The following is a 13,650-nucleotide window of genomic DNA, read 5'->3' as shown; positions in this document are numbered from 1 at the left end:
ATAAATAAGACACCACACATGAAATTCAAAACAACTATTTTATTGATGACGATTATGCTATCAATACTTACATCATGCAAAAAGGATGTTGAAAAATCAACTGCTGAAAAAACAGAAGAAATAACCTATCAAGGCAAAGAAATAAGTTTAGAAAACGATCAAAAAATAGATTCACTTATTGCTAAAATGACTCTTGAAGAAAAAGTAGGCATGCTGCATGGTAACAGTATGTTTTCTAATGGAGGTGTTGAACGCTTAGGGATTCCTGAACTAAAAATGGCTGATGGTCCTTTAGGAATTAGAGAAGAAATTTCTAGAGATAGTTGGGCTCCAGCAGGCTGGGATAACGACTTTGCGACGTATTATCCAGCCGCCGGTAGTGTGGCCGCTACTTGGAATCCAGAATTGTCATATGTATTTGGCAATAGTGTTGGGCAAGAAGCACGTGCTCGAGATAAAGACATGATATTGTCTCCTGCTATTAATATTATAAGAACACCGCTTGGTGGACGTACTTACGAATATTTTACAGAAGATCCTTTTTTAAACAAAAAATTATCGGTACCCTTTATTGTTGGCATCCAAGATAATGATGTAATGGCTTGCGTCAAACACTTCGCCGTCAACAATCAAGAAACTAACCGAGGCACAGTGGATGTCTTGGTTGATGAGCGTACCCTACGTGAACTATATTTACCAGCCTACAAAGCTGCCGTTACAGAAGCTCATGCTTACAGTTTAATGGGAGCTTACAATAAGTTTAGAGGCGATTATTTATGCGAAAATGATTATATGCTTAATCAAATATTGAGAGGTGAATGGGGATTTAAAGGTATTGTCGTTTCAGATTGGGCGGCGGTGCATTCTACCGTAAAAACTTTGGAAAATGGTTTGGATATTGAAATGGGTACACCAAAACCATTTAATGAATTCTTTTTAGCGGATAAGCTAGTGGAAGCTGCCAAAGCTGGAGAGATTTCTGAAGAAGAAATCAACAAACATGTAAAGCATATTTTAAGAGTTTTATTTCAGGTTAAAGCAATTGATGGTGAAAACAGAATCAAAGGAAGTCTGGCAACCGAAGCGCATTATAAAGACGCCTACAACATCGCAGCAGAGTCTATTGTTTTATTAAAAAACAACAAAAACTTGTTGCCCTTACAATTAGATGGCGTTAAATCTATTGCTGTTATTGGAAACAATGCCATGAAAAAAAATGCTTTGGGCGGATTTGGTGCTGGAGTAAAAACCAAAAGAGAAGTGACTCCTTTGGAAGGACTTCAAAATAGATTACCAAAGGATATAAAAATTAATTATGCTGAAGGCTATTTGGAAAGATATTCGAAAAATGAAAATAACCAAAAAGAGGAAGTCACTTTAGATGGCCCTGTCACTGTTGAAACGTTAGATGAAGTAAAATTAAATGAAGCCATAGACGCTGCTAAAAATTCGGATATGGCCATTATTTTTGCAGGTTCTAACCGTGATTATGAAACTGAAGCCTCTGACAGAAAAGATTTGTCGTTACCATTTGGACAAAAAGAATTAATCGAAAAAGTGCTAGGAATAAATCCAAATACCATCGTGGTTATGATTGCTGGTGCCCCTTTTGATATCAATACTATTAAAGAAAAATCATCTGCTTTAATTTGGAGTTGGTTTAATGGTTCAGAAGGTGGTAATGCTTTGGCCGATGTTATTTTAGGAACGGTGAATCCTTCTGGTAAATTACCTTGGACGATGCCTAAAAAAATTGAAGATTCTCCAGCACATGCCACTCATAGTTTTCCTGGTGGCGAATCTGTTACTTATAAAGAAGGCCTTTTAGTGGGGTATCGCTGGTTTGATACTAAAAATATAGAACCTTTATATCCATTTGGTTATGGTTTGTCTTATACTACTTTTGAATTTTCAGATTTAAAGACCAACAAACAAACTTACTCTGATAAAGATGTTATTGAAGTAACATTCAACATTAAAAATTCAGGGGATTTTGATGGGAAGGAAGTCGCACAATTATACGTCTCCAATCCAAATTCTAAATTAGAAAGAGCATCTCAAGAATTAAAAGGATTTAAAAAAGTAGACATTCAAAAAGGGACCTCAAAAAATGTAACCATACTATTACCGATAAAAGAATTGGGTTATTACAATGTAGATAAAAAAGGATGGATAGTAGAGCCCGGAACTTATAAAATAAGAATTGGGAATTCGTCTAGAGCCATAAAAGGAGACGTCTCGATTTCAGTAAATTAAAATCATAAAAATTAAATAAATGAGAACTTATTTTTTACTATTCTTTTTAACTCTTGGCACTTACTCTTATGCAAACGTTGAACTACCATTGGTGTTTTCAGATAGCATGGTTTTACAACGTAATAAACCCATTCCTGTTTGGGGATGGGCGAATGCCAATGAAAAAATCGAAATCCATTTCAACAAACAAATTGTAAAAACTAAAGCTGATAAAAATGGTAAATGGCAGATCGATTTAAAACCAGAAAAAGCAGGAGGTCCCTACGAAATGTCATTCAAAGGGAAAAACTTAATCACCTTAAAAGATATCTTGGTTGGTGAAGTTTGGGTTTGCAGTGGGCAATCTAATATGGAATTTACAGTAGATAGAGCCCTGAACGCTCAACAAGAAATCAATGATGCTAATTACCCAATGATACGTCAGTTTTTGGTTGAAAATGATGTAGCAACAACACCTAAGCAAAAATTAAAAGGAGGAAAATGGGAGGTATGTAATGTAAGTACGGTCGGTAATTTTTCGGCCGTAGGCTACTTTTTTGCTAAAAAGATATATAGTGAATTAAAAATTCCTATCGGAATTATACATACCTCTTGGGGAGGCACACAAGTGGAAGCCTGGACCAGTAGAGATGCTTTTGAAAGTAGTGATGAATTTAAAAGTATAATCGCAAACATGCCAGACATTGAAACGGACTCTATTTTAGAATTTCAAATGAAATCCGTTTCAGAAAAAGCAGAAAAAATTCAAGGTTCAAAAGTAAGCACTGATAACGAATCCTCTTTTAAAGAACAGAACTTTAATGATGCTAATTGGCCAGAAATGAATGCCCCTAGCCTTTGGGAAAATCAACAATTAGTAAATTTAGATGGTACTGTTTGGATGCGAAAAATGGTCAACATAACAAAAGAAGATGCCAATAAAGAAGCCCTTTTGGAATTAGCAAAAATAGATGATGATGACATTACTTATGTTAATGGCATTCAAGTAGGTTCAACGAATCAATATGACGCCAAAAGAGCTTATAAGATTCCTGCAGGAATTCTAAACGAAGGTTCTAATGTTATTGCCGTTAGAATTGTTGATAATACAGGAGGTGGTGGCATTTATGGGGAAGCATCCGATTTAAAATTAACCACCCAAAATTCTGTTATACCTTTAACCGGATTGTGGAAATTTCAAGTAGTTGAAATTAAAAGCTCCATATCTCCTAATAGTTACCCTTCCTTATTGTTCAACGCCATGGTTAATCCATTAATTCCATATGCCATTGAAGGTGTTTTGTGGTATCAAGGTGAAGCCAATGTGGGTAGAGCAGAACAATACAAAACCGCCTTTCCGTTAATGATTGCCGATTGGAGACAAAAATGGCATCAAGGGGATTTTCCTTTTTACTTTGTTCAATTATCTACGTTTGATGAATTTGGCGGAAACAGTAATAAAGGCAGTAAATGGGCAGAACTTAGGGAAGCACAAACATACACATTACAAAACGTTGCTAACACAGGTATGGCTGTGACCACCGATATTGGAAACCCCAAAGATATTCATCCAACCAATAAACAAGATGTCGGGAAACGATTGGCCGCTATAGCCTTAAACAAGGTTTATAATAAAAAGGTCGTTTTTAGCGGACCTACTTATAAATCGATGGAAATAAAAGACCATAAAATCATTTTATCTTTTGATGATTTGGGAAGCGGCTTAATGACTCCTGATAAGTATGGATACTTAAAAGGCTTTGAAATTGCTGGAGCTGATAAGGTATTTCATTATGCTAAGGCCTACATAAGCCATAATAAAGTGATTGTTTATAACGATGATGTTAAAAATCCAGTTTCTGTACATTATGGATGGGCAGACGATGCTGGTGATTGCAATCTTTATAACGAAGAAAAATTTCCTGCGTCGCCATTCAGAACAGATAACTGGAAAGGTATCACCGAAAATGAAACATACAAATTTTAATATAACCCAACCCCATTAAAAGACGCGCCAAGAATTAAATTCTTGGCGCGTCTTTTTTGTTAATCTTTATTTTTTATATTCTCCATTAAACAGTCTCATAATCCCTAAAGGATTCTCCGTTTTCAACTCATCTGCCAATAAGTTTTCAGGGAAATTTTGATAACATATAGGACGAGTAAAACGTGTGATCGCAGCAGTCCCGACTGATGTAGAGCGACTATTAGATGTTGCTGGAAATGGTCCCCCATGAACCATGGAATAGCATACCTCAACCCCCGTAGGGAAATCGTTAATGATTAGCCTACCTACTTTTTGCTCTAAAATCTCAATTAAATCGGTATAATTAGCTAAATCGCTTTCCGTAGCAAAAAGGGTTGCTGTTAAATGTCCTTTCATTTTTTTAGCTGAAGCCAAAAGCTCTTCCCTAGAATCTGCAATAACACTAATCGTTGATGGCCCAAAATGTTCTTCCTCTAAATAATCTCTTATTATAAAGCTTTTTGCAGTCGTTTCAAATAAATGAGCACTGCCTTTAAAACCTTCTGAACTTGATTTTCCTTTAGCCAATAATTTGACTTCAACCTTATTGCTAGCCAAATGCTCAATGCCGTTATCGAAAGCAGATTTAATACCTTTATTCAACATAGGGCCTGCTTCGGCTTCTTCAAAATGTTTTATCGTTAGATTTTGAAAATTAGCAACATGGGCATCATTATTTAAAAACACCAATCCCGGATTTGTACAAAATTGTCCAACCCCAAGTGTTACAGAATCGGTTAATCCTTTAGCAATTTCTTCCGAACGTTCTTTTAATGCTTCTGGCAAAATAAAAACAGGATTTGTACTTCCCATTTCTGCATACACAGGAATCGGTTCCTCACGCTTATTAGCAGCGTGAAAAATAGCTGTTCCTCCTCTAGTCGAACCCGTAAAACCTATGGCTTTAATATGTGGATGATTTACAATAGCCATCCCCACTTCTACAGACGCACCATGAACCATAGAAAAAACACCTTTTGGCATGCCTGTTTTTTCAGCAGCATTATTAATAGCCATAGCTACCAATTCACATGTGCCTGGATGGGATGGATGTGCTTTCACTACAATAGGGCAACCGCTGGCTAAAGCTGAAGCCGTATCACCACCAGCAACAGAAAATGCCAATGGGAAATTACTAGAACCAAAAACACCTACAACCCCTAATGGTTTTTGCATATAACGAATATCTGCTCTTGGTAATGGTTGTCTGTCTGGTATCGCGGTATCGATTCGGGCATCTACCCAAGACCCTTCCCGCAAAACCGTCGCAAATAATTTTAATTGATAGGTTGTTCTTGCTCGTTCAGACATTATTCTACCCGATGGTAATCCTGATTCTGCAGAACAACGCGCTATTAAATCATCACCTAGATTTAAAATCTCATCAGCAATAGCATCTAAAAACAATGCCTTTTCATATCCACTTTTTTTACGATACACGACAAAGGCTTCATGAGCTTTTTCTGCTGCTTTGTTTACTTCATCTATTGTTGCTTCATAAAAGGTCGTTGGTAATTCCAATCCATTGGAAGGATTTACTCCTTTTAGTGTCGTTTTACCTTCTGATGACCGTATTCCTGCGATATAATTCTTTCCTGTTAATATCATGTTGCTGTTTCTTTGTTTTTATTTTCATTAAAGTAAGAGCATAGATGTCTAATGCTCAAAAAACACTTAGTATGAGTTTTATAAAAAAGGAATACAGAATATCTAGCTTAGGAGTCCTATCTCACGTAATTGATTAAAGTCCCTATATGATCGATTGTAATTTGGATCTCATCACCACTTTGTAATGTAAATGAAGTCGTTGGTACAATACCAGTTCCTGTCATTAAAAAACTTCCGTAAGCAAAAGAACATTCTTTGTACAAGTATTTAACTAAATCTTCGAATTTACGTATGATTTTGTTTATTTCAATTTTATCTTCAAAAGCCACATTACCGCCTCTTAATACTTTCATAGAAATTTGAGTATCTGAAGGAAGTGCTTCCTTTGTCAAATAAATACATGGTCCTAAACCAGCACAGGCATCAAATGTTTTTGCTTGCGGTAGATATAAAGGATTTTCGCCTTCAATACTTCTAGAACTCATATCATTCCCAATAGTATATCCAATTATTTTTCCTGAAGATGTCATGGCCAATGTTAATTCTGGTTCTGGCACATCCCAAGTAGAATCTTTTCTAATATTCACTTTTCCTCCAGAAGGCACCGTTCTATTAACCGTTGCTTTAAAGAACAATTCTGGTCTATCTGCACTATATACACGCTCGTAATAATCTCCACCACCTGCATCTTTACTTTCTTCTTGTCTACCTAATTTACTATTGTAATATGTAACCCCACTCGCCCATAACTCTTGGCTTTTCATTGGCACAAGTAAATGGTTAGCTATCATGTCTTCTGCATTACTAATTGGCGAACTTTTTTTAACAATGTCTTGAGCTTTATCATACAAATTATCATCATTAAAAAAATCATCCCAATTTTCATTTACTAAGTAGAATGATTTGTCGGATTGAATTAAAATTCCTTTCGTAGTGTTGTAGATCTTCATTAGTTTAAATTTATTGTTTTAGTTGTCAGATTAAAAAATACTTATTTATAATTAGTTTATTTTAAGTTAAAATCAAATAGGTGAAAAATAGCAATATGGCCGCGGAAGTCCCTAAAACGAATGTTCCCAATGTATGGAAACGGTAACCCATTTTTACATCCATTCCCGACAATTGGGTAACCACCCAAAAGAAACTATCGTTCGCATGTGAAACTACTGCAGACCCCGCGCCTATAGCAATCACTACCATCGCTTTTTGTAATTCGGTTTCAAAACCTAAAGTAGACATCATAGGAGCCAAAATGGATGCTGTTGTTACTAAAGCTACCGTTGATGACCCTTGAGCAGTTTTTATAGCCGCCGCCAATAAAAATGGCAACCAAATACTTATATGAACGTTTGCTAATGTGTTTCCTAAAGTAATGGCTATCCCGGAATCACGTAATACCTGTCCAAAAATGCCCCCTGCACCAGTAATCAATAAAATAGAGGACGCACCAACTAAGGCTTTTCCTATCCAGCCATCTGTTGAAAACATGATGGTACTCAATTTTTTAGGAAGCGTTAAAGATAAAAAACATCCTATCAATAATGCAATAAAGGGTTCTCCCAAAAAGGTTAAAATTTTGATAAATGTTGGAAATGAATCGTAATTCTCTGCCTTATACCCATACACAGAAGATAATAATGATTTAATTACTATCAATATGATAGGAACAAAAATGGGTACAACCGATTTAAGAGCACTTGGTTTTGTTTTTAGTCGCTCTGCGATTTCTTCATCAGAAACTTCTGGACTTGGTTCTATATATGTTTTTGAAACAACCTTTTTAACAAAAATAAGACTTATAGCTAACGCTCCTAAACTAACAGGAATACCAAAAAGCATGACCAATCCTAAATCAGCATTTAAATAATGTGCCGCAGCAATAGGGCCAGGCGTAGGTGGCACTAAAGTATGTGCCGCCGTTAAACCTAAAGCCAATGCAATGGCAGAACCTGACAATGAAATCCCCGCTTTTTTGGACAAACTTTTATTTAAAGGTGCCAATAACATAAATCCGCTATCTGCAAATACCGGAATAGAAACAAACCAACCAATAATTCCCATGGCGAATGGGATTTTTTTCTTTCCCGTAAACTTTAATACTTTTTCTGCCAAGGCATAAGCACCACCAGAATTTTCTAAAAAAGCACCAATAATCACACCGAGAATGATAATCATTCCAATGCCCCCCATGGTGTTTCCAAACCCTTTGTTTACAGAATCTATAATTTGGTTTAATGGCATTCCAGAAACGATTCCATAAAGAATGGCCACTAAAAGCAATACCACAAAGGGATGCACTTTTAATTTTGTGGTTAGCAAAATTATCAAGGCGACACTCACTAATAAATAAATAACGACCATTTAGTTGTTGGTTAGTTGGTTGGTTTTATAAATTTTTAATGTAAATCTCTTTCGACTTTAGAACCAGATCCACCTACAAGCACATCTAAATCGGCTCCCAATTCAGCCCCTTCAACATGATCTAAATAGATACGAACATAGCCTCTTGTTGCCATAGGCTCTGGAGCTTTCCAGTTAGCTTTTCGCTTCGTTATTTCTTCGTCAGAAATATTAAGTTGCAACAATCTGTTTTCAACATCCAACGTAATCATATCGCCATCTTGTACAATAGCCAACGTTCCTCCAATGGTTGATTCTGGAGACACATGAAGCACCACGGTGCCATAAGCCGTACCACTCATTCTTCCATCTGAGATACGAATCATATCCTTTACGCCTTTCATAATCAATTTTTTTGGCAAATCGACATTACCCACTTCTGGCATTCCTGGGTATCCTTTTGGTCCCACACCTTTAAGTACAATAACGCAATCTTCATCTATATCTAGGTCTGGATTATCAATTCTATGATGGTAATCTTCCATACTTTCAAAAACAACCGCTCTACCCGTATGATTCATTAGACGCTTACTAGCTGCGGAAGGTTTAATCACCGATCCATTTTCAGATAAATTCCCTTTTAAAACCGCAATACCGGCATGTTCTTGTAAAGGTTTATCTATTTTGGCAATAATCTCATCATTGTAGCATTTGGCTTTTGCGTAATTTTCTCTAAATGTTTTTCCATTTGCCGTGATAATATCTTGATGAAGCAAATCTCCCAACTCTTTCATAACAACAGGTAATCCTCCAGCATAAAAGAAATCTTCCATTAAATATTTTCCGGAAGGCATCAAATTTACCAACAACGGAATCTGGCTACCAACACTATCAAAATCTTCTAACTTCAAATCCACTCCAATACGACGTGCAATGGCAATTAAATGAATGATTAAATTGGTAGAACCTCCAACTGCTGCATTAGTTACAATGGCATTTTCAAAAGCTTTTCTAGTCAATATTTTAGACATCGTTAAATCTTCTTTTACCATCTCTACAATACGGCGACCCGATAATTGTTGCATGACTTTTTTACGAGAATCTGCTGCAGGAATAGATGAAAATCCAGGAAGTGTCAATCCTAAAGCTTCACACATAGTTCCCATAGTTGAAGCTGTTCCCATCGTGTTACAATGCCCGATGCTTCTGGCAGCACAAATTTCAGCTTCTTGCATGGCTTCTGCATCAAAATCCTGTGTCGCTTGTTTTTCTTTAATCATCCAATTGAAAGAACCAGAACCAATCGTTTCTCCTCTAAATCTCCCATTTAACATCGGTCCACCAGGCACTACAATAGTTGGTAAATCCACACTACAAGCACCCATAACGGTTGATGGTGTTGTTTTATCACAACCTGTTAAAAGCACAATACCATCTAATGGATTGGCTCTAATGGATTCTTCGGTATCCATACTTGCCAAGTTTCGAAATAACATGGTAGTTGGTCGCATGATGGTTTCTCCTAAAGACATCACGGGGAATTCCAAAGGAAAGCCCCCGGCTTCCAAAATACCTTTTTTAACCACTTCAGCCACATCACGTAAATGTCCGTTACAGGGTGTTAAATCAGACCACGTATTACAAATACCTATAACAGGCTTGCCTTCAAAATAATCATTGGGGTATCCTTGATTTCTTAACCAAGAACGATGTACAAAGCCCATTTTATCATTGCCACCAAACCACTCTTGACTTCTTAATTTTTTATCTTTACTCATAATGTTGTAAAACTGAAATTTATTTATTTGGAATACTTAGAATAGCATTTAAAGCTAGTTTAGGTTTTTTGTTTCTATCATATAATAGCGGATAGTTGGTTCTACCAAAAAGAGGGTAATCATTTTTCCAAGACATCCCATCATGTAAACCCCAAACTGTGACTCTATCTATTTTATCTTTTTTTCTGTAGAAAATTTCGAATAATTGTGCATATCTGTTTGCTAATGCTTCTTCTACAGCCACAGGCAGTCCATAGTTATAAGGATCTAAAAAGGTTTTAAACTCCTCTAATTGATATTGTGGATGTAATAATCCTGTACCAATAATTTGCCCTTCTTTAGTTAATGGCAAGACATCGACATCTAATTCGGTAATCATTACTTTTACACCCAGTGATGCAAAAGAATCTATAGCCGCTTCAATATATTCTGTTTTTGGATAATTCAAACCCCAATGCCCTTGAATACCAACACCATCAATTCTAATGTTTTCTTTTTGAAGCATTCTTACCAAACGCATAATCCCATCTCTTTTTTCTGGCCGCCAAGCGTTAAAATCATTATAATAGAGTTCAGTATTCGGTGCATATTCACTTGCAAACTTAAAGGCATGTTTCACTAATTCATCACCACTTCCAACACTTTTTATCCAAGCGGTTTCGCTTCTGTAAGATCCATCATTATCTATCACTTCATTGACAACGTCCCAAGCATTTACTTTTCCTGCATATCTGCCAGCGACAGTTTCTATATGACTTCTTAATTGTTCGATTTGTGCTTCTGGCGTTTTTGGATTCCCTTCTTCATCCTGAAAAAACCAAGCAGGTGTTTGATTGTGCCAAACCAATGTATGGCCAACAATAAACATGTTATTCTTTTGTCCGAATTCCACAAAATCGTCCGCAGCTTTAAAGTCATACACCCCTGGTTCAGGATTTACAACTTCTGCTTTCATAACGTTTTCAGGGGTTATAGAATTAAATTGTTGTAAAATGATTTTTTGTGAAACAGAATCAACACCAGAAGATACTTCCTCATTTAGTGCACATCCTATTAAAAAAGCATCTTTGTAGGCGTCTTTTAAATCTTGTATTGTTGCTGTATTATCTTTTTCCTTTTCCGTCGAAGAACAACTAGATAAAATTAAAGATGTCAAACAAATTCTTAAAAAAAATGCAGAGATTTTCATAAATTAAAGAAATATGGCTATAGATTTTTCGTAAATATATAAAATTTAAAAACAATCAAAAGAAGTTTATCTACTATAACAAGATACCAAAAACTATTATTTATAAAGTAAAAAACATTATCCCCTATTACAAGTTTACACAAAAAACACTAAACCATTTTCAATTAGTTCTTGTAAAATTTGAATCTCCATACGACAAATAAATCAGTCTTCAACTATGATTTACACCATATAAAAAAATAAACTATATATATAGTTTTACAACTGTTTTTATAGTTATATTGCGATATGAAAAAAAATTTTTTATATTAAAATTTGTAATCATTTCATTCATTGGTTACGGTCAAGAGATAAAGGGTATTATTTTCGACTCAAATAAAGATCCAATATTTGGAGCTTCTGTTTATTTCAATGGTACCTCTATAGGTACAATATCTAGAGATGATGGCTCATTTTCAATTGGAACACCTAGCGACAATTCCATTCCACTAATTATAAGTTTTTTGGGATTCGAAACTGTTTTTATAACCAATTATTCATTTCTCACTGAACCTCTTAAAATTCAGCTCAACGAATCTAACCAAGAACTTGACGAAGTAATCATAGAAACCGATACCTGGAGTAGAGAAAAAAAGCTACGTGAGTTTAGAGAAGTTTTTTTGGGAACTACATCTCCTGCACTCGAGTGTAAAATTTTAAATGAAGATGCTATTAAACTCACCTACAAACCATCTCAAGGGATTTTAATTGCTTATGCCAATGAACCACTGGTTATAAAAAACAAGTTTCTAGGCTATGTAGTAAATTATAATTTACAGAATTTCAAAATCCAATACGAAACACCCCCAAATGGATTTCAATTTATAACATCAACATATTATGATGGTTTCACATTTTTTGAAGAACTTAAAAAAAGTACCAGCAAAAAACATACTGATAACAGAAAATTATCCTACGAAGGGAGTCTTCTACATTTCTTTAGATCCATTTATAAAAAAGAATTGATTGAAAATAAATTCAAAATTTATGAAAACAGGAAGGAAGTGCTTCCTTATAGCAAGATTAAAGTTTCTATGGAAAATGATTTAGCAACGGTAGAACTACTTTCCAAAGACCTCATTATCATGTTTAATAATAGTTTACAAAGCACCTTAATAAGCAAAGAAATATTCTATATAGACAAATATGGTAATCATTCGCCACCAGATGCCATAACAGTAGGCGGTAATTTAGCTATTAGAAAATTGGCCTTTTTATTGCCTTTGGAATATGGTCTTTAACTAAAGCATGCTTATTTTATAACTTTAGAATTAAATTTTAATATAAATACGCTTCTTATTAAGCCACCATCCTATGGACCAACACAAAAGCATAAAAGCTATTGCTGTCATTAAAGAACCAAAAGATCCAGGGAAGATCTTTTGGAAAATACTTTCACTTACCCATTCAAATACATCCAATCCTGAACTGGTTGGAATAAGACGCAAAACGATATAAAATAATTCAGAAAATAGATAAATAAACAAAGGATTTTTCCCAAAGACGTCAAAAAAACTGATCCCAAAATTCACTTTTCTTATTTCAATGGCATATATTAAAATAGCCATAATCATTAAATCCAATCCAATAGTATAAAGTGTAAACGAGCTTGTCCAAAGCTTTTTAGACATTGGAAAAATGAGGTTCCACCAAAGTGCCAATGCCGTTATAATAGCTCCGATTATAAGCACTTTAGAAATCCCTTCATAGGTCTTTCCTTTTTTCTGAACAAAAACACCTGCTATATATCCTGCAATGACATTTACTATGGCAGGCAATGTACTTAAAATACCTTCGGGATCAAATGCAACTTTATCTCGTTTATACATATGTCCTTCCCCTAGAATACTTAAATCTAATTGAGTTACTGCATTGGTTGCAATACCAAAAGCATCTCCTGACTCTCTAAACAAATACAGAATGGCCCAATAAATCAATAAAATAGCAAGGGACAGAATTAAAACTAATTTTTCAGATAAATAATAAATAATAATAGATGCAAAAAAATAACACAAGGCAATGCGTTGTAATACTCCCAAAATACGGGTTTCACTAAATGGTTTTAATTCCCATGCGCCATCGATACCTTGTTGAAAAAAAGGAAACCAATACATTAAATAACCAAACAAAAAAATGAGACATGTTCTTTTTAAAATTTTTTTCCATACCAAGCTAGGCAAAGCAAACCTTAATTTACCCATAGAAAAACTCATGGCATTACCCATAGCAAAAAGAAATGATGGGAAAACCAAATCAGCCAATGTAAAACCAAACCAATCTGCATGAACCAAATAAGGATATAAATGAGCTCCAGTCCCTGGGGTGTTTACAATAATCATTAAACAGATTGTCATACCCCTAAAAACATCAAGGGATAAAAAACGGTTAGAATTCTGATTTAATGTTTCTTTCATAATTAAAATTGTATGTAATAG

General features: G+C 35.1%; 9 protein-coding genes. 3 read left to right on the top strand and 6 right to left on the bottom strand.

The features are described from left to right. Window positions 1-18: 18 nt before the first annotated feature. Window positions 19-2,256 (top strand): glycoside hydrolase family 3 C-terminal domain-containing protein, encoded by a 2,238-nt coding sequence (locus DKT72_RS06390; RefSeq protein WP_111307908.1) that lies wholly within the window; start codon window positions 19-21, stop codon window positions 2,254-2,256. Between the two features lie 19 nt (window positions 2,257-2,275). Further along, a complete protein-coding gene (locus tag DKT72_RS06385) occupies window positions 2,276-4,222 on the top strand; it encodes a sialate O-acetylesterase (RefSeq protein WP_111307907.1) in 1,947 nt (648 codons plus the stop codon). 66 nt (window positions 4,223-4,288) lie between these two features. Here the strand turns inward: DKT72_RS06385 and DKT72_RS06380 are convergent, their stop codons facing one another. From DKT72_RS06380 to DKT72_RS06360, 5 genes are all read right to left on the bottom strand, one after another. Next, window positions 4,289-5,869: an aldehyde dehydrogenase (NADP(+)) gene (locus DKT72_RS06380; RefSeq protein ID WP_111307906.1), complete on the bottom strand. Its 1,581-nt coding sequence runs from the start codon at window positions 5,867-5,869 to the stop codon at window positions 4,289-4,291. A gap of 116 nt (window positions 5,870-5,985) precedes the next feature. Then, entirely contained in the window at window positions 5,986-6,819 is an 834-nt protein-coding gene (locus tag DKT72_RS06375) for a fumarylacetoacetate hydrolase family protein (RefSeq protein WP_111307905.1), read from the bottom strand. A gap of 61 nt (window positions 6,820-6,880) precedes the next feature. After that, window positions 6,881-8,230, bottom strand: a complete 1,350-nt coding sequence (locus DKT72_RS06370; RefSeq protein ID WP_111307904.1) for a GntP family permease — start codon at window positions 8,228-8,230, stop codon at window positions 6,881-6,883. Window positions 8,231-8,265: 35 nt separating this feature from the next. Further along, window positions 8,266-9,987, bottom strand: a complete 1,722-nt coding sequence (locus DKT72_RS06365) for an IlvD/Edd family dehydratase (protein WP_111307903.1) — start codon at window positions 9,985-9,987, stop codon at window positions 8,266-8,268. Window positions 9,988-10,006: 19 nt separating this feature from the next. Next, window positions 10,007-11,176 carry an endo-1,4-beta-xylanase gene (locus DKT72_RS06360; protein WP_111307902.1) on the bottom strand — a complete coding sequence of 390 codons (1,170 nt, stop codon included), beginning with the start codon at window positions 11,174-11,176 and terminating at the stop codon, window positions 10,007-10,009. Between the two features lie 281 nt (window positions 11,177-11,457). Here DKT72_RS06360 and DKT72_RS06355 point away from each other — a divergent pair, with 281 nt between their 5' ends. Next, on the top strand, window positions 11,458-12,456 hold the full coding sequence (locus DKT72_RS06355) for a carboxypeptidase-like regulatory domain-containing protein (protein ID WP_162623252.1): 999 nt from the start codon (window positions 11,458-11,460) through the stop codon (window positions 12,454-12,456). Between the two features lie 30 nt (window positions 12,457-12,486). On the opposite strand, the gene DKT72_RS06350 is transcribed toward DKT72_RS06355, so the two are convergent. Next, window positions 12,487-13,629, bottom strand: a complete 1,143-nt coding sequence (locus tag DKT72_RS06350) for an acyltransferase family protein (protein WP_111307900.1) — start codon at window positions 13,627-13,629, stop codon at window positions 12,487-12,489. Window positions 13,630-13,650 lie beyond the last annotated feature (21 nt).

It is taken from the genome of Confluentibacter sediminis (assembly GCF_003258355.1).
Classification (GTDB): Bacteria; Bacteroidota; Bacteroidia; order Flavobacteriales; family Flavobacteriaceae; genus Confluentibacter; species Confluentibacter sediminis.
This window is presented reverse-complemented; position numbering and strand designations above follow the sequence as displayed.

Excerpts from the sequence above, each read along its gene's own strand:
- DKT72_RS06365 (WP_111307903.1), bottom strand. The coding sequence starts at position 9,987 with ATGAGTAAAGATAAAAAATTAAGAAGTCAAGAGTGGTTTGGTGGCAAT.
- DKT72_RS06370 (WP_111307904.1), bottom strand. The coding sequence starts at position 8,230 with ATGGTCGTTATTTATTTATTAGTGAGTGTCGCCTTGATAATTTTGCTA.
- DKT72_RS06375 (WP_111307905.1), bottom strand. The coding sequence starts at position 6,819 with ATGAAGATCTACAACACTACGAAAGGAATTTTAATTCAATCCGACAAA.
- DKT72_RS06390 (WP_111307908.1), top strand. The coding sequence starts at position 19 with ATGAAATTCAAAACAACTATTTTATTGATGACGATTATGCTATCAATA.
- DKT72_RS06385 (WP_111307907.1), top strand. The coding sequence starts at position 2,276 with ATGAGAACTTATTTTTTACTATTCTTTTTAACTCTTGGCACTTACTCT.
- DKT72_RS06360 (WP_111307902.1), bottom strand. The coding sequence starts at position 11,176 with ATGAAAATCTCTGCATTTTTTTTAAGAATTTGTTTGACATCTTTAATT.
- DKT72_RS06350 (WP_111307900.1), bottom strand. The coding sequence starts at position 13,629 with ATGAAAGAAACATTAAATCAGAATTCTAACCGTTTTTTATCCCTTGAT.
- DKT72_RS06380 (WP_111307906.1), bottom strand. The coding sequence starts at position 5,869 with ATGATATTAACAGGAAAGAATTATATCGCAGGAATACGGTCATCAGAA.